The 20,235-nt window shown below is 63.4% G+C and carries 17 protein-coding genes; 10 read left to right on the forward strand and 7 right to left on the reverse strand.

What is annotated here, in order from left to right:
* Window positions 1-43 precede the first annotated feature (43 nt).
* Complete coding sequence (locus KM295_RS03710; protein WP_256028522.1) at window positions 44-400, forward strand: hypothetical protein; 357 nt, start codon at window positions 44-46, stop codon at window positions 398-400.
* Here KM295_RS03710 and KM295_RS03715 read toward each other — a convergent pair.
* From KM295_RS03715 to KM295_RS03725, 3 genes are all read right to left on the reverse strand, one after another.
* A complete protein-coding gene (locus KM295_RS03715) occupies window positions 370-2,739 on the reverse strand; it encodes an ATP-dependent DNA helicase (RefSeq protein ID WP_256028523.1) in 2,370 nt (789 codons plus the stop codon). The genes KM295_RS03710 and KM295_RS03715 overlap by 31 nt on opposite strands.
* A 67-nt stretch (window positions 2,740-2,806) precedes the next feature.
* Window positions 2,807-3,988, reverse strand: a complete 1,182-nt coding sequence (locus tag KM295_RS03720) for a redox-regulated ATPase YchF (RefSeq protein WP_256028524.1) — start codon at window positions 3,986-3,988, stop codon at window positions 2,807-2,809.
* A 64-nt stretch (window positions 3,989-4,052) separates the two neighbouring features.
* A complete protein-coding gene (locus KM295_RS03725; RefSeq protein ID WP_256028525.1) occupies window positions 4,053-5,357 on the reverse strand; it encodes an acyltransferase in 1,305 nt (434 codons plus the stop codon).
* 15 nt (window positions 5,358-5,372) lie between these two features.
* On the opposite strand from KM295_RS03725, the gene KM295_RS03730 reads away from it, so the two are divergent.
* Together KM295_RS03730 and KM295_RS03735 are read left to right on the forward strand one after the other, a co-directional pair.
* Window positions 5,373-5,570, forward strand: a complete 198-nt coding sequence (locus KM295_RS03730) for a DUF5800 family protein (RefSeq protein ID WP_256028526.1) — start codon at window positions 5,373-5,375, stop codon at window positions 5,568-5,570.
* 82 nt (window positions 5,571-5,652) lie between these two features.
* Entirely contained in the window at window positions 5,653-5,796 is a 144-nt protein-coding gene (locus KM295_RS03735) for a hypothetical protein (RefSeq protein WP_256028527.1), read from the forward strand.
* 85 nt (window positions 5,797-5,881) lie between these two features.
* Here the strand turns inward: KM295_RS03735 and pan1 are convergent, their stop codons facing one another.
* Window positions 5,882-7,096: a proteasome-activating nucleotidase Pan1 gene (pan1, locus tag KM295_RS03740; protein WP_256028528.1), complete on the reverse strand. Its 1,215-nt coding sequence runs from the start codon at window positions 7,094-7,096 to the stop codon at window positions 5,882-5,884.
* 167 nt (window positions 7,097-7,263) lie between these two features.
* On the opposite strand from pan1, the gene KM295_RS03745 reads away from it, so the two are divergent.
* The 4 genes from KM295_RS03745 to rad50 all read left to right on the forward strand — a co-directional run bounded on the left by KM295_RS03745 (window position 7,264) and on the right by rad50 (window position 11,821).
* Window positions 7,264-7,533: a winged helix-turn-helix domain-containing protein gene (locus KM295_RS03745; protein WP_256028529.1), complete on the forward strand. Its 270-nt coding sequence runs from the start codon at window positions 7,264-7,266 to the stop codon at window positions 7,531-7,533.
* Window positions 7,534-7,608: 75 nt separating this feature from the next.
* Window positions 7,609-7,941, forward strand: coding sequence for a DUF7966 family protein (locus KM295_RS03750; RefSeq protein ID WP_256028530.1), 333 nt, complete (start codon window positions 7,609-7,611; stop codon window positions 7,939-7,941).
* Entirely contained in the window at window positions 7,938-9,158 is a 1,221-nt protein-coding gene (gene mre11 / locus KM295_RS03755) for a DNA double-strand break repair protein Mre11 (RefSeq protein ID WP_256028531.1), read from the forward strand. The genes KM295_RS03750 and mre11 overlap by 4 nt, the downstream gene beginning before the upstream one ends.
* Window positions 9,155-11,821 carry a DNA double-strand break repair ATPase Rad50 gene (rad50, locus tag KM295_RS03760; protein WP_256028532.1) on the forward strand — a complete coding sequence of 889 codons (2,667 nt, stop codon included), beginning with the start codon at window positions 9,155-9,157 and terminating at the stop codon, window positions 11,819-11,821. Before mre11 ends, rad50 begins: the two co-directional genes overlap by 4 nt.
* On the opposite strand, the gene KM295_RS03765 is transcribed toward rad50, so the two are convergent.
* The 3 genes from KM295_RS03765 to KM295_RS03775 are packed head-to-tail and all read right to left on the reverse strand — an operon-like array spanning window position 11,813 to window position 12,813.
* Entirely contained in the window at window positions 11,813-12,226 is a 414-nt protein-coding gene (locus KM295_RS03765) for a DUF7346 family protein (protein ID WP_256028533.1), read from the reverse strand. The two genes, rad50 and KM295_RS03765, sit on opposite strands and share 9 nt — an antisense overlap.
* Window positions 12,223-12,597 carry a DUF7322 domain-containing protein gene (locus KM295_RS03770; RefSeq protein WP_256028534.1) on the reverse strand — a complete coding sequence of 125 codons (375 nt, stop codon included), beginning with the start codon at window positions 12,595-12,597 and terminating at the stop codon, window positions 12,223-12,225. The genes KM295_RS03765 and KM295_RS03770 overlap by 4 nt, the downstream gene beginning before the upstream one ends.
* A gap of 30 nt (window positions 12,598-12,627) precedes the next feature.
* Window positions 12,628-12,813: a DUF7331 family protein gene (locus KM295_RS03775; protein WP_256028535.1), complete on the reverse strand. Its 186-nt coding sequence runs from the start codon at window positions 12,811-12,813 to the stop codon at window positions 12,628-12,630.
* Window positions 12,814-12,940: 127 nt separating this feature from the next.
* Between KM295_RS03775 and KM295_RS03780 the strand changes: the two genes are divergently transcribed.
* The 3 genes from KM295_RS03780 to sufB all read left to right on the forward strand — a co-directional run.
* Window positions 12,941-18,154: a DNA polymerase domain-containing protein gene (locus KM295_RS03780; RefSeq protein WP_256028536.1), complete on the forward strand. Its 5,214-nt coding sequence runs from the start codon at window positions 12,941-12,943 to the stop codon at window positions 18,152-18,154.
* A 123-nt stretch (window positions 18,155-18,277) separates the two neighbouring features.
* On the forward strand, window positions 18,278-19,195 hold the full coding sequence (locus tag KM295_RS03785; protein ID WP_256028537.1) for an ABC transporter ATP-binding protein: 918 nt from the start codon (window positions 18,278-18,280) through the stop codon (window positions 19,193-19,195).
* A gap of 51 nt (window positions 19,196-19,246) precedes the next feature.
* The coding region (sufB, locus tag KM295_RS03790; RefSeq protein WP_272494294.1) for a Fe-S cluster assembly protein SufB at window positions 19,247-20,235 on the forward strand (989 nt) is incomplete at its 3' end.

Here is a 20,235-nt window from a genome sequence, read left to right on the forward strand (position 1 = left end):
CCGACCGGGACGCGTAGGTATCACCGAGTGCGACCACGGAGTAATGAAACGACGCGCGCCCCTCGCCGGCACCGACGGGGCGCTGGCCGTCTCCGACCGGCTGGCGGTGCTGTCGGACGCCCGCGTCGGACAGGTCGGCGAGCCGCGGGCGCTCTACCGGTGGCCGAAGAGCCGGTTCGTCGCCGATTTCGTCGGCGAGAACAACGTCTTCGAGGGGACGTCCTCGCTGACGGGGGTGATGCGAGCCCGGGGGAAACGGCGGTCAGGGTCGGAAACGACACCTTCGAGATCGCCGGATCGTCGTCTCGCTTCCCGATCCGCCCGAGGACGGGACGCTTTCGGTCGGGTTCGATACCGACGACGCCTGAGTCATCGAGTGACCGTCTCCTCCCAGAACTGATCGAGGGCGTACCCGAGCATCTCGGTCCCGACGGGCTGGAACTCCTCGCGTTCGGCCGCCCCCAGCAGCCCCCGGACGCTGTCCCACGATTCTTTCGCGTACCGTTCGTCACACAGCACCCGGACGCCGCGCTCGTCGGGGCCGCGGATGACGCGGCCGACCGCCTGTCTGGCCTTCCGGACCGCCGGCACCGCCAGCGCGTATCTGAACCCGTCCCCGAACTCCCGATCGTAAGCCGTCCGGACCGCCCGCGTCCGGGGGCTTGCGGTGTTGATGATCGGGACGCCACAGACGATCGCGGCGGCGAGTCGGTCCCCCCGGTAGTCGACGCCCTCGGTGAGCGTCCCCCGGAGGCTCGTCACGAGTACCTTCGGATCGCCGGCGAAAAACTCCTGTTTCAGCCGTTCGGTCGCCACGTCGTCGGTCGCCTCGTCGAGCAGAACCGGCTTGTCGGTGTCCTCGAGCACCGAGGCGGCCCACTCGGCCTCCCGGTAGGAGGGGACCCCGACCAGCACGTTCCCCGGCGCCTCGGCGACCTGCCGGATCGCGCGGGCGTACGCTCGACGGGTAGAGGTCGTTTCGTCTCCGCTTTCGTCCGGATCGCCCCGGTTCCCGTAGGTGAACTTCGGCGCCGCGACGGCGAAGGAGGCCCGGTTCTCCTCGGGAAACTCCAGTCCGTAGGTCCGTTCGATCACCGGGCGGTCGGCCTCCTCCTCGATATGCTTGAGCCCGGTCACCTCGGTAAAGACGTCGAGCGGTTCGAGCGTCGCGCTCATCAGGACGCCGCCGCCGAAGGAATCGAGCCGGTCGCCGATCGCGCCCGCCGGCAGGCAGTTGTGGAGGCTGTAGCTCGCGGTGTAGGCCCGCCGCCACGATTCGGCGGATCGGGTGTCGTCCCACGTCCGCTCGAGTTCGATCTCCCGGAAGAAGTCGGTGTGGTCCGCCCGGTGCCACAGCGCGAGCGTCCGGCCGACCGGCGGGGACGCGCGGCGCTTTTCGGTCTCATCGAGCGTATCGAGGACGCGCGCGGCGACCGCACAGACGCTCTCGGACCGGGTCCAGATCCGGCTGTCGAACCCGTGGCGTTCCGCCCATCGCGTGAGGTCGTCCGTCGCCGGTGTCTCTGGATCCCGAAGCGGGATCTCGTCGTCGTCGAGATCGGGGAGGTTTCCCCGCCAGTTCGGGACCGCTTCATCGAGGTAATCGGTCACCCGTTCGTCTAATCTATCGCCCAGCGCCGTCAGAAACCGCCGCGTGTCACGCAGTTCGCCGAGCGTGACGTCGGTTTCGTCGAGTTCCGCCCGCACCGCCGCTGCCTCCTCGCGCGCGCTCGATCCGTGACGGGCGTCCGCCCCCGCCTCTTCGACGGCGGAAAGCGGTTCGATGACCCGGGAGAGTTCGCGCTCGGCGTCCTCGATCGCGCGATCGGAGACGCTGTCGCCGACGAGATCCCGAACCCGGGGTTCGAGCATGTGCGCCTCGTCGCAGACGAGGAACGTCTCCTCGTCGATGAGCCCGCCCGTGAACGACTCGACGGTGGTCGGGTCGAACGCGTGGTAGTAGTTGCCGATCAGTACCTCGACGTTCGGGAGGAGCGCCCCCATCACCGAGTGTGGACAGCTCCCGTGACCCGCCGCCAGCCGGACGAGGTCTTCGGGTTCGATCAGCCCGAAATCCGTCGGATCGAAGGGGACGGCTTCGATCGGGTCGCCGTCCTCCGGCAGGTCGTCGAGATAGCCCGCATAGAACGGACAGTACTCGACGTTTCCCTCGCCCGCTTCGGGCGTCTCCCGGGGGAACGGAGTCGGCTCGCCGCCGGCCTCGAGGTAGCTCGCCCCGCTTTTCGAGTCGGCGAGCCCGACCTGCTGGCTCTTCGCTCTGTCGACGAGCGAGCCCGCCGTCGTCCCCTCGTCTGTGAGTCCGCGCGTCCGATCGCGGAGCCGCTCGCAGCGCTCGTAGACGTTCGAATCGTCGATCCCGCCCGCGTTTCCGAGGTTGTACGGACAGACGTCAGCCTTCCCGACGAGCGTCATCGCCGAGATCGGATGGTAGTCCTCGGGGAGGTTCGCGTTGATCGTCCGGAGGTCGGCCTCGAACTGCCGGAGCTGCTGTTTGACGCTCGTGAGGACGAAGACGCGCTCGAAGGACGACTCGGGATCGCGGACCAGCTCGATCCCGGCGGTGAGCGCGAGCATCGTCTTGCCGGTGCCGCAGGCCCCCTCCAGCGCCAGAAAGCCCGACTCGCGGGCCGTCTCGATGGCGGTCTCGATGCCGTCGACCTGGTCGTCGTATGGCTCGTCGTGGCCGAAGATATCGAGCCACTCGGGCGCGGTGGACACGCCCGAAACTGACTCGGCATCGCTTAAAGACGTATCGACGGCCGACGCCCCGGTTGCGGTCGGGGCCTCAGTTCGCCGTCGAGACGATCTTGACCACGTCACCCTCCGAGAGTTCGTGATCCTCGCCGATCCGGCGGTTCGCACGCGCGTCGATGGCGTGGAGGTACCCTTCCCCGATATCCGAGTGGACGGCGAACGCGAGGTCCTTCGGCGTCGCGCCCGCGGCCAGCAGGAACGCGTCCGGGAGGACGTTCCCCTGGCCGTCGGTCCAGTGGGTCTCGTTTTGAACGGGGTAGACGGTGATCCGATCGAGCAGATCGTAGACCGCCTCGTCGAGGGCGGCTTGGACGCCGGTCCCGCCGTGTGATTCCAGCACCTCCCTAATTTGTTCGAGCCCGGAACGCTGGGAACCGGAGACCTCGCCCGTGATCGTGAACGTCCCGTCGCCGGGATCGTAGTCGATCGCGCCGGCCTCGACGGCGTTTCTGAGCGCGAGTTCGCTTTCGGCGCTGCAGGGGACGACCCGGTCGGCCGCCGTCTGGAGGCGGTCGATATTGTCCTCGGGCGCGATGTCGGCCTTGTTCGCGACGACGACGATCGGCTTCGTCCGTTCGCGCACCAGCCGCGCCAGTTCCTCGCGGTCGGCGTCGTCCCAGGCCATCGGGTCGTCATCGTACTCGAACTCCCGGAGGATCGCCATCACGTCGTGTTCGCTCGCCCCCACGCCCGTCAGCGTCTCGGTCAGCGCGTCCTCGAGGTCGAACTCCGGCGAGCGGGACTGACGCTCGACGGTTTCCCAGTTGCGGTCGATGATCCCCGCCAGCCACAGGTCCATCTCCCGTTCGATGAACTCGACGTCCTCGATCGGATCGTACGCTCCGACTTCGACCGGCTCGCCGGCCTCGTTCGTGCCGCCGGAGGCGTCGACGACGTTGAGGATGACGTCGGCGTTCGTCAATTCGTCGAGAAACTGGTTGCCGAGGCCCTTCCCCTCGTGGGCGCCGGGGACGAGCCCGGCCACATCGAGCAGTTCGATCGGAACGTAGCGTTTGCCGTCGTGGCAGGTGTCGTTCCCACAGCGGCCATCGAGATCGAGACAGGGACACCGCGTCCGGACGTGGCTGACCCCGCGGTTCGGGTCGATCGTGGTGAAGGGGTAGTTGCCGACGTCGACGTCCGCCATCGTGGCGGCCTTGTAGAACGTCGATTTGCCGGCGTTGGGCTTGCCGGCGAGCGCGACCGAAAGCATACGCCCGGTACCGGCGGCTCCCGTATATGCGTCCCGATGGGCCACGACACGCGGGACACCCGCCTCACTCCTCGGCGTCGGTGATGATCGCAGTGACGTCCCGGTCGTCTCCGTCTCTGTCCCCGCTTCCGTCCCCGTTCGTCAGGTGGCGCCCGGAAGCCCTCCACTCGGTGTCGGTTTCCCCGATCGGGACCACCGCCGGCTCTGGGATCGGCTCTTTCCCAGCTTCCGGCTCCGGTTCGGGCTCCGCTTCCGATTCCGGTTCCCGTTCCGACTCCGCTTTCGTCTCTGTTTTACTCTCGGCTTCGGGGTTCTCTCCCCCGGACTCCAGCGGGACGAACGCCGGTGGGATTTCTTCTTCGAGTGGTTCGTCCTCGGCTTCCACGGCGGCCGTCCCGTCCTCGCGGTTCGGATCGGCCCCTCTTTCGTCGGTGTGATCGTCGGCCGGCGGCTCCTCGATCGTGATGCCCTCGCGCGCCCGGATCGTCCCCTCGACGTCGGCGGCTTCCGAGAGCGCACACCGGTCACAGGAGATCCCGCCGCGGATCTGCGTTTCGGGGCCGACGACCACGTCGCCGTCGCGGGTCGTTACGTCGCCGTGGATGACGGTCCCGCGGCCGACCCGGATCGGTCCCTTCGCCCGGAGGCTGCCGAAGATCTCGGTGCCGTCGCCGACCTCGATTTCGGTCGCCCGGATGTTCCCGTGGAGCCGGCAGTCGTCGCCGATCGTCGCCGGCGTCGATACCCGCCAGGTGTCGTCGGAGACGCGTGCACCGCGCGGGATCACGACCGGCTCGGCCGCCCGATCCGTCGCGAGGAACTCCTCGGCCACCTCCGCGGCGGCCTCCTTCTCGCCGACCCGGAGGAGATGCGAGAGGTACACGAAAAGAAAGACGATCGTCGGCATCGGGTTCCTGATGACGATCCACCCGTTGGCCTCGAACCCCCGTTCGATATCGACGTCGTCGCCGATGTCGAGATCGCCGGAGACGATGAGCTGGCCGGTGATGTGGACCCGCTCGCCGAGGTAGGCGTCGCTACCGACGAGGACGTTGCCGTCGACCTCACACCACATATCGAGCCGGCAGTCGCCGTCGGCCTCGACGTCGCCGTCGACGGTAACGCGCTCGCCGGCGACGACGGCCCCGCCCCGGATCCCTAACTCGACGGCACTCTGGCCGCCGACGAGCACGTCGCCGTCGGCCACGAGGTCGTGCTCTTTGATCTGCGTGCCGTCGGGGATCGAGAGCTCCTCCAGCGGATCGGTGCCGAACACGGTCTCTTGCTCGTCGCGGTGGCTAATAAATCCCGCTTCCGGTGTCTGACGGCGGTCTGACGCCCGTTTCTCGTGGGCCTTATACCGACGCATCGCCAACGTCGGGTAATGACTGTTCTCTCGTTCGATCAGGAGGGTGTCGACGTCGTCTACGAGGGCACCGAGTTCCGCATGGAGAAAGCGCTTATCGAGGAGGCGACGGGGAAAGAATACCCCGACGTGACCGACCACGAGGTCCTCAAACTGATCGAGGCGGACCCGGCGCTGTCGGGCGAACCGCGGCGGATCGTCGAGATCATCGACTGACAGTTGGACCGGTGTCGATGCCCCGTTCCCGGCTTCCGCCAGCGGACGATAAATATAAACGACAGCGTCCGAACACGGTCGTATGGCACCTGCCGAAACCGACTCCGGCCTCGATCACCCCTCGTTTCTCGCCGCCGGCGGGACGCTCGCCGCCTATGCGATCGTCATCCTCGCGATGACAGCCATCCTGTTCGGGATCCCGTATCTGCTCTTCGTGCTCTTTTGAGCGTTCGGACGGCGACGACGGTTCGACGACGACCGGCGCACGGCTCCGAACCGACTGAATCGGACAGAAATACTCCGAGAGAGTCTTAGGCGAACGTCTTCGAGACCTCTGCTTCGGCCTCGTCGGTCTGTCTGATCTTCCGCCAGGCCTGCTCGAAGTCCTCCGTTTTGACCTCGAGGCGGTCGTCACGGATCGCGTACATGCCGGCCTCCGTACAGACCGCCTTGATGTCGGCCCCGGAGGCGCCGTCGGCGAGGTCCGCTAGTTCGACGAAGTCGACCTCGTCGGCGATGTTCATATCGCGGGTGTGGATCTTGAAGATCATCTCCCGCCCCTCGAAGTCCGGCTTGGGGACTTCGATGAGCCGATCGAAGCGGCCGGGTCGGAGGATGGCGCGATCGAGCATGTCGAAGCGGTTCGTCGCCGCGATGATCGAGATCTGTCCGCGCTCCTCGAAGCCGTCCATCTCCGCGAGCAACTGCATCATGGTCCGCTGGACCTCGGCGTCGCCGGAGGTCTTCGACTCGGTGCGTTTGGCCGCGATCGCGTCGATCTCGTCGATGAAGACGACGGCGGGTTCCTGCTGGCGGGCGAGTTCGAAGAGATCCCTCACGAGCTTTGCGCCCTCGCCGATGAACTTGTGGACGAGCTCGGAGCCGGCCATCTTGATGAACGTGGCGTCCGTCTGGTTCGCGACGGCCTTTGCGAGCATCGTTTTGCCGGTGCCGGGCGGGCCGTGCAACAGGACCCCCGAGGGCGGATCGATGCCGACCTCGTCGAACATTCCGGGGTTCTTGATCGGCATCTCGACGGTCTCTCTGACCTCCTCCATCTGCTCGTCGATGCCGCCGATGTCGGCGTAGGAGACGTCGGGAGACTGATCGACCTGCATCACGCGGGCGCGTACATCCGTCTCGTCGTCGAGCTGTTTGACGATGGAGAGCGAATTGTTCACCGCTACCCGGGCGTCGGGTTCGAGGTCTTTGCGCATCTCGTCTGTGACCTCGGTGAGCGCCTCCTGGTTGTTCCCGTGCTGTTTGATGATGACGCCCTCGTCGGTGATCTCCTGGACGGTGGCGACGAAAAGCGGGGACTGTTTGAGCTTCTTGTTCTCGTGGGTCAGCCGCTCGAGTTTCTGTTGGTACTTGTTGTTCTCGGCGTTGGCGTCGAGGAGTTTGTCCCGCATCTCCTCGTTTTGCTGTTCGAGGATCTCGAGTCGCTCCTCGAGGGCCTCAACCTTCTCTTGCTGTGACGCGTCGTCCTCGTAGGGGAAGTCGACGTCGTCAACAGTGTCAGTCATCACACTTCTGTAACGGTCGTATTCATAAGAGGTTTCGGGTCGCTGTACCGCCACTACGGCCCGAGACCGCCGGCTCCGCGGTCGGCCCCTCTCGCCCGATAAATTACTAAAGGGCATATTTGAGAAGAGTAAGTATTATTGTGTCTCATCAAGAAAGGAAGAATACGATGAGCGCACTCGAACTCGACACGGAGTCCCCGACGGTCGACTGGGACGCCGTCACCGATCTACCACCGAGCGCGAAACTGGTCGCGAAGGTACTGGAGTACAACGACCGGCTCACCCAGAGCCAACTGGCCGAGGAGACGATGCTGCCCCCCCGGACGGTCCGATACGCCATCACCAGACTAGAGGGAGTCGACGCCGTCAAATCGCGGTTCTCCTTTACCGACGCTCGAAAGCGGGTGTATACCCTCACTATCGATGCCGAGGCGTAATTTCCGCCCCGTGCTTTCCGACCGGCGTTCGCGCGGCACGGTGATTTAAATACGATCCCGGAACGAAGCTGGCACGTGACATCCGAGGACGAACCGATCGACCCCGACGGCGTGAAGTCGTCGCTGCGTCGGCTCGCCGGACCCGACGAGGGGCGGATCATCGAACGGGCGAGCGCGGCTCTCGACGACGTTGAGGCCGCCGCCACGTTCGTCGAGGAGATCGGACTCGCGGAACTGGAGGCGGCGATCGAGGCGACTGACGACCCCGACCTCGCGGCGCGCGGCCGGCGGGCCCTCGATGCGTTCCGGCGGTTCCGACGGGCGGCCGCCGGCGGGGAGCCGGGCGATCACTTTCACCCCGGCCACGGAACCCCTTTAAGAACCGATCCCGAAGGGCCGAATCAATGACACGGGTGCTTCACACCGCCGACACCCACCTCGGTTACCGGCAGTACCACACCCCGGAGCGGCGGCGTGACTTTCTGGCCGCGTTCCGGGCGGTGATCGACGACGCGATCGAGGACGACGTCGACGCCGTGGTCCATGCCGGCGATCTCTTTCACGATCGCCGGCCGGGACTGGTCGACATCCTTGGGACTCTCGAGGTGCTCGAGACGCTCGCCGCGGCCGACATCCCGTTTCTGGCCGTCGTCGGCAACCACGAGACCAAGCGGGACGCCCAGTGGCTGGATCTCTTCGAGCGGTTGGGCGTCGCGATACGGCTCGGCAACGAGCCGGTCGTCGTCGGCAACACGGCGTTTTACGGTCTCGATTTCGTCCCACGCGGCCAGCGCGATCGGCTCGAGTACGGCTTCGAACCGGCCGGGACCGATCACGCGGCACTCGTCACACACGGGCTCTTCGAGCCGCTCGTGCCGGATTACGGCAACGTCGAGTGGGACGCCGAGGCGGTCTTGACGGAAGCGACCGTCGAGTTCGACGCCATGTTGCTCGGCGACGAACACAAGCCGACGACACAGCAGATCGGGGAGACGTGGGTCACGTACCCCGGATCGACCGAACGGACGAGCGCGAGCGAACGCGAGGAACGGGGATACAACCTCGTCACGTTCGACGGCGACGTCCGGATCGCCCGTCGGGGGATCGAAACGCGGCCGTTCGTCTTTCTCGACCTCGAACTGGACGGCTCGGAGGGCATCGATCGGGTTCGCGACCGGCTCCGGGAGTACGACCTGGAGGGGGCGGTCGTCCACGTCACGCTCGAGGGCGACGGCGAATCGGTCTCGCCGGCACGGATCGAGACGTTCGCGACCGAGGAGGGCGCACTCGTCGCGCGCGTCACCGACCGACGGGATCTCGCCGTCGAGGCGTCGACACCGGAAGTGTCCTTCGCCGACCCGGACGAGGCCGTCAGAGAGCGGCTCCGTGAACTCGGTCTGAGCGAGGCCGCCCGCGATCTCGACGGGACGATCCGGTCCGGTTCCGTCGCGGATTCGAACGTCGCCGACGAGATCGAGCGGCGCGTCGAGGAGTTGATCGAGGACCCCGAGTTCGCGGCCGCGGTCGGCGAACCCGACGAGGAGACCGGTCTGGATGAGGTCGACGATACGACCCCTGCCGCCGGAAGTGACGCCGGCCAGTCCTCGATGGAGGAGTATCTGTGAAGTTCGAACACGTCCACATCCGGAATTTCAAGTGCTACGCCGAGACCGATCTCTCGCTTCGTCCCGGCGTCACGGTCATCCACGGGGTCAACGGCAGCGGCAAGTCCTCGCTTCTGGAGGCGTGTTTCTTCGCGCTGTACGGCGCCGCCGCCATCGACGGGACGCTCGATGAGGCCATCGCGAACGATGCCGAGGAAATGGTGGTCGAACTAGAGTTCACTCACGACGGCGGCGAGTATCGTGTCGAACGCGAGGTGAAGATCCGCGGTGACACCGCCGGGACGACGACCTGTCTCCTCGAAACGCCGGAGGGCCAACTCGAGGGCGTCACCGACGTCGAGGCCCACATCGAGGGGCTGCTCAGGATGGACGCCGAGGCGTTCGTCAACTGCGCGTACGTCCGGCAGGGAGAGGTCAACAAGCTCATCAACGCCTCGCCGGGCGAACGCCAGGACATGATCGACGACCTCCTCCAGCTCGGCAAGCTCGAAACCTACAGAGAGCGCGCCAGCGACGCCCGCGTCGGCGTCAAACGCGTCCGGGATCGCAAACAGGAGCTCCTCGCGGACCGCGAGGCGACGATCGAAGCCAAGGAGGACAAGGACCTCCACGACACGCTCAACGCCCTCGAATCGGAGCTGGCGGAGGTCACGGACGACATCGAAACGAAAGAGCGGGAGCGTGACGCCGCACGGGAGACGCTCGAGGCGGCCGAAGACGTCCTCGGAGCCGCCGAGGAGCGCCGCGAGGAGATCGAGACGCTGGAGGCCGAGATCGAGGAGTTGACCGAGGCGATCGCCGAGACCGAACGCGAACGGGAGACGATCGACGAGCGGGTCGGGACGCTACGGGAGGACCTCGAGACGCTAGAGAGCGATCTCGAGGCGGCGATCGCCGAGGCTGATCTCGGTTCGGAGGCCGACGCCGAGACCGTCGCGGACCGCCTCGAGGAACTCGAAACCGAGGCCGACGACCTCCGCGAGGAGATCGAAACGCACCGGCTGGAAGCACAGGAGCACGCCAACAAGGCCGAGTCCGAACGGGAGCGCACCGAAGAATACCGCGAGCAGGCCAGCGAGACACGCAGCGAGGCCGAGGACCTCGCGGCCGAGGCCGAGAAAGCGACCGAAACGCTCGAATCGAAACGCGAGCGTCTGGCGGAGATGGACGACCGGATCGAGGAACTCCGGGCGACGGTCGCCGAGGCACCCGTCGAGCGGGATCGGCTCGAAGCCCACCGCGAGTCGATCCGGACGGACCTCGACGACGCCAACGAGCGGCTCGCGGAGCTGCGGACGGAGCTGAAAAACGCCCGCGAGTCGGTCGCGGAGGCCGAACGGCTGCTCGATGCCGGCAAGTGCCCCGAATGCGGTCAGCCGGTCGAGGGGTCACCACACGTCGAGACGATCGAGGACGACCGCCGACGCGTCGAGGAACTCGAAGCCGAACTCGAGGCCAAGCGAGACGAGATCGAAACGCTGGAAGCCGACCACGAGCAGGCCGTCGAGTTCGTCGAAGCGGAGGCGGAACGTTCGCGGCTGGCGGAGAACCGCGCGGACGTCAGATCGCTGATCGACGAGCGAGAATCCACGATCGAGGACAAACAACGACGGGCCGAAACGCTCCGCGAAGAGGCCGCAGAACACGAAACCGAGGCGAAAGCGGCCGACGAACGGGCCGACGCTGCCGAGACGGCCGCCGGGGCTGCCCGCGAGAAGATCGGCGAACTGAACCGGGAAAAGAAACGACTCGACGAGGAACGCGAGCGTCTCGAACGGATCGAGGAACTCCTCGCGGAGATCGAGGGAACCGAACGCGACATCGAACGGCTGCGGGAGCGGCGGGCGAACGAGGCGGATCTCAACGACCAGCGGCGCGAACGGCTCGCCGAGAAACGCGACCGGAAGGCCGAACTCGAGGCCGAATTCGACGAGGCGGCGATCGAGGAAGCCGAGGCGGAGAAGACGCGGGCCGAAAACTACCTCGCCGACGTCGAACCGTATCTGGAAAAGCGCCGCGAGGAGCGCGATCGACTCCAAAACGAGATCGGCGCCGTCGAAAACGAACTCGAGGAACTCGAGGACCTCCGGACCCAGCGCGAGGAACTCGAGGCCGTCGTCGAACGCCTCAGATCGCTGTACGAGGAAGCCGCCGAACTCGAGGAAACGTACGCCGACCTCAGGGCGGAACTCCGCCAGCGGAACGTCGACCGGCTCGAGGCGATGCTCAACGAGACGTTCGATCTCGTCTATCAGAACGATTCCTACGCCCGGATCGAACTCGACGGCGACTACGAGTTGACCGTCTACCAGAAGGACGGCACCGAACTGGCGCCCGATCAACTGTCGGGCGGCGAGCGGGCGCTGTTCAATCTCTCGTTGCGGTGTGCGATCTACCGGCTGCTCTCGGAGGGGATCGAAGGAAGCGCGCCGACGCCGCCGCTGATCCTCGATGAGCCGACCGTCTTTCTGGACGCCGGCCACGTCTCGAAGCTGGTCGAGCTGATCGAGTCGATGACCGACCACGGCGTCGCCCAGATCATCGTCGTCAGCCACGACGAGGAACTCGTCGGCGCGGCCGACGATCTGATCGCCGTCCGGAAGGACCCGACCACGAACCGTTCGTCCGCCGAGCGTTCGGCGGCTGCGGGGGCACTAACGTAGGGCTGTGAGCGCCTCGCTGGCGAGGTCGGTCGCTGCGTAGCCGCGCTCGCCGTCGACGTCGGCCTCCTCGAGGAGCCCCGCCGCCCGGAGTTCTACGGCCCGTCCGTGGAGGTCGGATTCACAGAAGTCATACCGAGCGAGGATCTCGCGGGCCGAAAGCGGTCCGCACCCGTCGAGTTCGACGAGGAGGCCGAGTGTCGACTCGGAGTGGACGGCCGAAAGCAGCCGCCGCTGTGGTTCCGGTACCGTACTCGCCGCGACGGCCAGCGGCGACTCGCCCGTAACGGTCAGTTCTTCGTTCGGAACGTAGCGCTCGGCGCCGGTTTCGGGGTCACGAAGGAGACTCGACTCGCTCGACGATTTCACGAGGAGGTACCTATCGCCCTCGTGTTCGGCCGTTCTCATGGGTCGTCCCCTCCTTCGTCTCCGGGGCCTTTGTCCCCGTCGCTCGCGAACCGGCCGGTCCTGACCCCCCAGTAGTACCGGGCCGTACTGAGTGCGGCGATCGTGCCCACGAGCAGCGCCGGACCGCCCCGCGCGTAGTCGCCCCGGAAGTAGATGAGCATCGCGCCGACCGCGAGCGCGGCGATCGCGACGTTGAGAAACAGCACCGCGGCCCAGAACGCCCGGAAGAGTTCCTCTGAGACCTCCGCGTCGGCCGTCAGGGTGTCCTCGACGTCCGGCGTCGGGTCGGGGACGTCGGGACCGAGGCTGTCGGGGTCGAACTCTTCGGGTTCGTCAGGCCACCGCTCCTCGTCCTCTTCGAGGGGATTCACGATCGAACGAACGGGCCCCGGAACGAAAAATCACGCGGCGTCCTCGAGGTCGACCGCGTTGTCGGCCTGCATCCACGCCAGCGGGTTCTCGGCGTCATAAAAGACGACGCCATCTCCGGCCTCGTAGGACTCGGTCGACCTGATGGCCTCGGCGACCGTCGGTTCGGTCGCCACACTGTCTTCCTCGCCGTCGGCCGACGTGCCAGGGTCTGGCATATCGAACCGTTCGGAACGTATTTATAAAACCCCCGGGACCGTATCGAAGCGTGATACGGATCGGCGCGTTCGGACGGTCGCCGTCGACCATCGGAGTTTTTACCCACGGGCACCGAGGAGTGGAACCATGGAGCAGGGAACGCTCGGCGAGTTCGCCGGTTCGGAAGCCGCCGACGGCGACCGGCCGGCCGAGGAGGCCGCCGCCGTCGCCGGCACCGAACGCGCCGGCGCCGACGCCGATATCGTCGAGGTTTCGGATCACCGGTTTCCCGACGCGACCGGCGAAACCGAGTGTTCGGTCACGCAGGTCGACTACACTGTCGAGGGGAGCGGCGACGACGAGTATCCGGTCTTGCACGTTTTCGGTCGGACGCCGACCCCGGCGGGCGAGGACGAACCGGTCCACGTTCGGGTTCACGGCTTCCGCCCATACTTTTATACGCCGATCGCCGACCTGGATATTGCGGTCGACGCCGAGGAACCGCTCCTCGCGAGCGACGTCGTCGACTCGCGGCTCGACAACGATCGGCTGACCGGCCTCGAGACCTACGGCGACCTGGCCGCCGAGGGCGAGTCGACGGGCGAGCACGCCGACGACGAACTCGTCGTCTACGAGTCGATCCGCAGCGAGTCGCTCGTCAAGGTCTTCGGCCGGACGCCACGGGACGTCGGCCAGCTCCGGGACCGCTTCGAGCACTACGAGGCCGATATCCTCTTTCCGAACCGGCTTCTCATCGACAAGGACATCACGAGCGGCGTCCGGGTGCCCGAACGGCGCCTTGAGGACGGGAGCCTGAAGGTCCACCACGCCGAGATCGAGCCGGTCGATCTCGAAGCCGAGAGCCGCGTCCACACCCTCGATATCGAGGTCGACGACCGCCAGGGGTTCCCCGAGGACGGCGAGCAGACGATCGTCTGTCTGACCAGCCACGATTCCTACCGCGACGAGTACGTCGTCTGGCTGTACGAGTCGCCGGAGGGAACTCAAGGCCCCGACGTGATCGAGGGGTACGATCCGATCGGCGGGACCGACCTCGATATCGACGTACGCGGGTTCGACGACGAGGCCGAGATGCTTGAGGACTACGTCGAGTACGTCGAGACGACCGACCCGGATTACCTGACCGGGTGGAACTGCCTTCCAGCCGACACGAAGATACTGATGGCCGATGGGCGCGAACGGGAGATAAAAGACCTCGAAGTCGGTGACCTCGTCGTTGGTTCAGACGAGCAGATGAGTACCGTTACCGAGGTGACAAACAAATGGAGAAGCAAAAAGCAAATCTATCACTTCGAGTTGGCTGACGGCACGTCTCTTCAGACGTCCGGTGATCACCGAACGATGGTCGGTGACGAAGAGACGGTCGGCTGGAAGCAAGGGCACGATATCGAACCAGGAGAATACGTACTGAAACCCCGGAAACTTCGGGTCGACTCACCGGCGATACCGACCCTTGCAGAACTCATCCCGGACGAACGGCAGCGGTTTACCGAAGAGTCGGTCCGGGAGTTCAAAGAGGGACTTCCGTACGGCGCGGTCTCTGAACTGGCTGGTACCTTTGGTGTATCGAAAGGTTCCCTGTGGAACTCCCAGCCAACCGCGTGGAGTCTCCAACGGTGTGAGACAGCGGCTGATCGATATGACGTGACGCTTCCGGACGGAGGAACGGTCGCCAAACGAACTGAAAAGCCGCTCGATAGGGAACTAACTGAGCACGAAATGTACCTCGCAGGGTTGGTACTTACCGACGGATCGATGTCAACATCGGACGGGGTCCGATTTTATAATACTTTGACTGAGCTACACGATCAGTTCCCAAGGGACTCCACGCTTGAGCCGGACGGCAAGGGCTGTTATAAACAGAACGTTCTGGATTTCGCCATCATGCGGGCGTTCAACGGTCTCGGAATCCCCTTCGGTAATAAGAACGCTACCGACGTGGATCTCTCAAGGATATACAGAATGCCGGAGGCATATATCGCTCGATTCCTCGCCGGCGCCGTCGATGGTGACGGAAACGTCGCGTCTAGCGTAACGATTGCAGCTAAGAATCCGACTATCGGTGACTGGTATACGAAGTTATTCCGACGACTCGGTATCTACGCGGAACGAAACGATAACGTCGTCCGAATCCCTGACGCCGAGCGAGATGTAGAACGATTTAAAAAACGTGTACTGCCGCACATGAACCATCCCGAAAAGACTGCTCGAGCCAAAGCACTCGAGGGTGGAAAGAGTGGGCGCTCGGAGAACATCCCGTATGCGCTTTTTGAAGCTGAAATCGGGAGTGACACAAAGCGGATCGGCAATGACAAGAAGCGTCGCGATATCAACCTGAAACGACACGAAACGCTCTCCGAGGAGTGGGAGGAATACGTGTTCGTCGAAGTCGAAAATATCGAAACTATCGGGACGGAGACGACCTACGATATCGAAACGACGACGCATAACTTCATCGCTGACGGCTGTCTCGTCCACAACTGTGATGACTTCGATTTCCCGTACATGATCGACCGGATCGATCGCCTCGCGAACCGCCACGAGGGCCTCGACTCCGATCGGCTCTCCCGTGTGAACGAGGTCTGGGATTCGGGCTGGGGCGGTCCGGACATCAAGGGCCGCGTCGTCTTCGACCTGCTGTACGCCTACCAGCGGACGCAGTTCTCGGAACTGGATTCCTACCGGCTCGACGCCGTCGGCGAGGAGGAGCTAGGCGTCGGCAAGGAGCGGTACCCGGGCGACATCGGCGATCTGTGGGAGGACGACCCCGAACGGCTCATCGAGTACAACCTCCGGGACGTCGAGCTATGCGTCGAGTTGGACCGCAAACAGGAAATCGTCCCCTTCTGGGAGGAGGTCGCCTCCTTCGTCGGCTGTAAACTGGAGGACGCCACCACGCCAGGCGACGCCGTCGACATGTACGTCCTCCACGAGATCCACGGGGAGTTCGCCTTGCCGTCGAAGGGTCAACAGGAAAGCGAGGACTACGAGGGCGGGGCGGTCTTCGAGCCGATTTCGGGAGTCAAGGAGATGGTGAGTGTACTCGATTTGAAGAGTCTCTACCCCATGTGCATGGTAACGATTAACGCATCTCCGGAGACGAAAGTCGATCCCGACGCCTACGACGGCGAGACCTACGTCGCCCCCAACGGGACGCACTTCCGGAAAGAACCGGACGGGATGATCCGGGAGATGGTCGACGAACTGCTCGAAGAGCGCGAAGAGAAGAAATCGCTGCGCAACGAGAACGATCCGGGCTCGGACGCCTACGAGACCTACGACAGACAGCAGGCAGCTGTCAAGGTTATTATGAACTGTTTCACGCCGGACACGGACGTTCTTACGCCGTCCGGAATCCGAAACATCCGCGATCTCGATATCGGGGACGACGTCTACTCGTTGGATCCCGAAACGATGGAGATGGAGATCAAACCCGTCGTCGAGACGCATGAATACCCGGACTATCGGGGCGATCTCGTCGACATCGAGACGAGCAAAATCGACTTCAGCGTGACGCCGAACCACCGGATGCTCGTCCGGAAGAACGACAAAAATGGAATCACTGAAGATACGTGGGGTTTCGTTGAGGCTGGCGACCTCTACGACTATTGCCACTATGAATTACCCCACGAATGGGACTTCAACCATGATGATAAGCTCCCGGACTGTATTGATCTCCCCGCGACACTTGAGGAGCATACCGATATCCAGTACACGATTACGGACGGAAGTGGGAAGGTCGCGGCTAAATACGGGAAACCTAACGTTCAGCGGCAAATTTCGACAGATCGTTTCCTCGAATTGTTGGCCTGGTACATAACAGAAGGTAATATGTATGAAGCAAAAACGGGGAATTATCGGGTCCAAATAGCACAGGAACAAGCAGGAGAACGAAGCGATATTGAGGAACTGATCGACTCTATTGTCGATTATTATCACGTTACAGATCGTAGTGTAAGTTTTTCGAGTCGCCCACTGGGAGAACTCTTAGAGGGTTTGTGCGGGAGCGGCAGCGAAAACAAACGGATTCCGGAACTCGTATTCGAGGGGTCGAAAGAACAGAAGGAACTGTTCCTTGAAGTCCTCATTAGAGGTGATGGAGATCGGCAGGTAAACTCGTGGAGGTATACTACCAAGAGTAAACAGCTCCGAGATGATGTACTCCGGCTATGTACTCACCTTGGACTGTCAGCTACATATACCTCAGACAGTGGGGTATGGCGCATCTACTGCAGTGAGAACGGTAAGAATTCGTTCCGGATGTACCGGGATGGCTCACGAAGTACTGCCGATGACGGTGTGTACTGCGTAACTGTCGAAGATAATAATACTCTTATTGCTGGCCGAAATGGTAAACTACATAATATATCAAACTCTTTATATGGTGTTCTCGGGTGGGATCGGTTCCGCCTGTACGACAAGGAAATGGGCGCTGCTGTCACTGCAACCGGGAGAGATGTAATCGAGTTTACCGAGGAGGCAGCGAGCGAACTTGACAAAGAAGTTACATACGGTGATACCGATTCGGTCATGCTGGAACTCGGCGGCGATATCTCCAAAGAGAAAGCCATCGAGCAGTCCTTCGAGATCGAGTCCCACATCAACGACGCCTACGACGAGTTCGCCGAGCGGTTGAACGCCTCCACCCACCGCTTCCAGATCGAGTTCGAGAAGCTCTACCGGCGGTTCTTCCAGGCGGGCAAAAAGAAGCGGTACGCCGGGCACATTATTTGGTCGGAGGGCAAGGACGTCGACGACCTCGACATCACTGGCTTCGAGTACAAACGCTCCGATATCGCGCCGATCACGAAAGAGGTACAAAAGCAGGTTTTGGAAATGATCGTCACCGGCGCGGACAGAGAGGACATCAAAGACTACGTCCACGAGGTCATCCAGCGGGTCCAGCGCGGCGACGTCAGCCCCTCGGAGATCGGGATCCCCGGCGGGATCGGCAAGAAACTCGACAACTACGACACCGACACCGCCCAGGTTCGGGGGGCGAAATACGCGAACCTTCTTTTGGGGACGAACTTCGCCAGCGGCTCGAAACCCAAGCGGCTCTATCTGAAGAAGGTCCACCCGGCGTTCTTCCGACAGATCGAATCCGAGCGGGATCTGGATCCCTCCAGGGACCCCCTCTACGGGGAGTTCAAACGCGACCCGGACGTCATCTGTTTCGAGTACGACGACCAGCTCCCCGACGCCTTCGAGATCGATTACGAGAAGATGCTCGAAAAGACGCTGAAAGGGCCGATCGCCCGAATCCTCGAGGCGGTGGATATCTCCTGGGACGAAGTCAAAAGCGGCCAAGAGCAGACCGGTCTCGGGAACTTCGTTTGATCCGCGATCGTGCGGGTTGGTGACTTTACACAAACAAAAATAATTTTGTAATTCCTGAAGGTAAACAACGCTGAACCCGAAACCATTATGGGTATCACGGTACCATACTAGAGCAGACGAGACATGGCTACGTTAGAAATCAGCAATCTGCACGCGTCAGTCGCCGAGGAGGGGGGCGAAACAATCCTCCAAGGTGTCGACCTGGAGGTCAAATCCGGCGAGATCCACGCCCTGATGGGTCCGAACGGGTCCGGGAAATCGACGACAGCGAAGATCATCGCCGGCCACCCCGCCTACGAGGTGACCGACGGCGAGATACTCCTTCACATCGAGGAAGACGAGTTCGAGGGCATCGACATCGACGACGACCAGCGTACCTGGAACCTCCTGGATCTCGAACCCAACGAGCGCGCCGCGCTCGGGATCTTCCTCGGCTTCCAGTATCCGGCCGAGATCGAGGGCGTCACGATGGTCAACTTCCTCCGGACGGCGCTCAACGCCAAACTCGAGGAGCGCGAAGAGCTCTTCGAGGACGAGGAGGCCGAAGAGGCCGAAGCGGACGAGGAAGACGACGCGGGCTACGACACCTCGCCGATGGAAGGGAACGTCGAGGAAGGCGAGGTCGGCGTCGCGGAGTTCCAGGGGATCCTCCAGGAGAAGATGGAACTTCTCGATATGGACGAGTCCTTCGCCCAGCGGTACCTCAACGCCGGCTTCTCCGGCGGCGAGAAGAAACAGAACGAGGTCCTGCAGGCGGCCATCCTCGAGCCGTCGATCGCCGTGCTCGATGAGATCGACTCCGGGCTCGACATCGACCGGCTCCAGGACGTCTCCGACGGGATCAACGCCCTCCGCGACGAGCAGGGCACCGGGATCCTCCAGATCACCCACTACCAGCGCATCCTCGATTACGTCGAGCCCGATCACGTCCACGTCATGCTGGACGGGAAGATCGCGAAAAGCGGCGGTGCGGAGCTCGCCGAGAAGCTCGAAGACAGAGGGTACGAGTGGGTTCGAGAGGAAGCATTCGAGACGGCGTAACCATCAGCAGTTACGCACAACCCTATAACCATCCAAACGTAATTACACATAATGAGTTCCGAAGAACATCTACAAGAAACCGACACTGAAGCCCGTTTCGAGTTCAAGAAGGAGGAGTCGTCCGCTTTCGAGGCCGAAAAGGGGCTCACCGAGGAGACCATCCGCGTCATCTCGGAGGACAAAGACGAACCCGAGTGGATGCTCGAGCGGCGCCTCCGCGCCCTAGAGCAGTTCCAGGAGATGCCGATGCCGACCGACTGGCCCGGCCAGCCGGACCTCTCGGAGGTCGATATCGACGAGATCGTCCCGTATATCCGCCCCGACATCGAAACGCGTGGCGGCGCCGAAAGCTGGGAAGATCTCCCCGAGGAAATCCAGGACACCTTCGACAAACTGGGGATCCCGGAAGCCGAGAAGAACGCGCTGTCGGGCGTCGGCGCCCAGTACGAATCGGAGATCGTCTATCAGAACATGCAGGAACGCTGGGAGGAAAAAGGCGTCATCTTCTGTGACATGGACAAGGCCGTCCAGGAGCACGAAGAACTCGTCCGCGAGCACTTCATGACGAAGTGTGTCCCCCCGAGCGACAACAAATTCGCCGCGCTACACGGCGCGATCTGGTCGGGCGGCTCGTTCGTCTACGTCCCCGAGGACACGACGGTCGACATGCCGGTCCAGGCGTATTTCCGGATGAACAGCGAGGGGATGGGGCAGTTCGAACACACGCTCATCATCGCCGAGGAGAACTCCGAGGTCCACTACATCGAGGGCTGTTCGGCCCCGAAGTACTCGGCCTTTAATCTCCACTCCGGCGGCGTGGAAGTGTTCGTCAACGAAGGCGCCCACGTCCAGTACTCGACAGTGCAGAACTGGTCGAAAAACACCTACAACCTCAACACCAAACGCGCCATCGCCGAGAAGGACGCCACCATGGAGTGGATTTCGGGATCGATGGGATCGAAGGCGACGATGCTGTACCCCTCGACGATTCTGAAGGGCCCGGGTGCGACGGACAACCACATCACCATCGCCTTCGCCGG

Source organism: Natronomonas aquatica (assembly GCF_024449025.1).
GTDB lineage: Archaea > Halobacteriota > Halobacteria > Halobacteriales > Haloarculaceae > Natronomonas > Natronomonas aquatica.

Coding starts and splice junctions, on each gene's coding strand:
- KM295_RS03710 (WP_256028522.1), top strand. CDS start 44: ATGAAACGACGCGCGCCCCTCGCCGGCACCGACGGGGCGCTGGCCGTC.
- KM295_RS03720 (WP_256028524.1), bottom strand. CDS start 3,988: ATGCTTTCGGTCGCGCTCGCCGGCAAGCCCAACGCCGGCAAATCGACG.
- KM295_RS03725 (WP_256028525.1), bottom strand. CDS start 5,357: ATGCGTCGGTATAAGGCCCACGAGAAACGGGCGTCAGACCGCCGTCAG.
- KM295_RS03730 (WP_256028526.1), top strand. CDS start 5,373: ATGACTGTTCTCTCGTTCGATCAGGAGGGTGTCGACGTCGTCTACGAG.
- KM295_RS03735 (WP_256028527.1), top strand. CDS start 5,653: ATGGCACCTGCCGAAACCGACTCCGGCCTCGATCACCCCTCGTTTCTC.
- pan1 (WP_256028528.1), bottom strand. CDS start 7,096: ATGACTGACACTGTTGACGACGTCGACTTCCCCTACGAGGACGACGCG.
- KM295_RS03745 (WP_256028529.1), top strand. CDS start 7,264: ATGAGCGCACTCGAACTCGACACGGAGTCCCCGACGGTCGACTGGGAC.
- mre11 (WP_256028531.1), top strand. CDS start 7,938: ATGACACGGGTGCTTCACACCGCCGACACCCACCTCGGTTACCGGCAG.
- KM295_RS03765 (WP_256028533.1), bottom strand. CDS start 12,226: ATGAGAACGGCCGAACACGAGGGCGATAGGTACCTCCTCGTGAAATCG.
- KM295_RS03775 (WP_256028535.1), bottom strand. CDS start 12,813: ATGCCAGACCCTGGCACGTCGGCCGACGGCGAGGAAGACAGTGTGGCG.
- KM295_RS03780 (WP_256028536.1), top strand. CDS start 12,941: ATGGAGCAGGGAACGCTCGGCGAGTTCGCCGGTTCGGAAGCCGCCGAC.
- KM295_RS03785 (WP_256028537.1), top strand. CDS start 18,278: ATGGCTACGTTAGAAATCAGCAATCTGCACGCGTCAGTCGCCGAGGAG.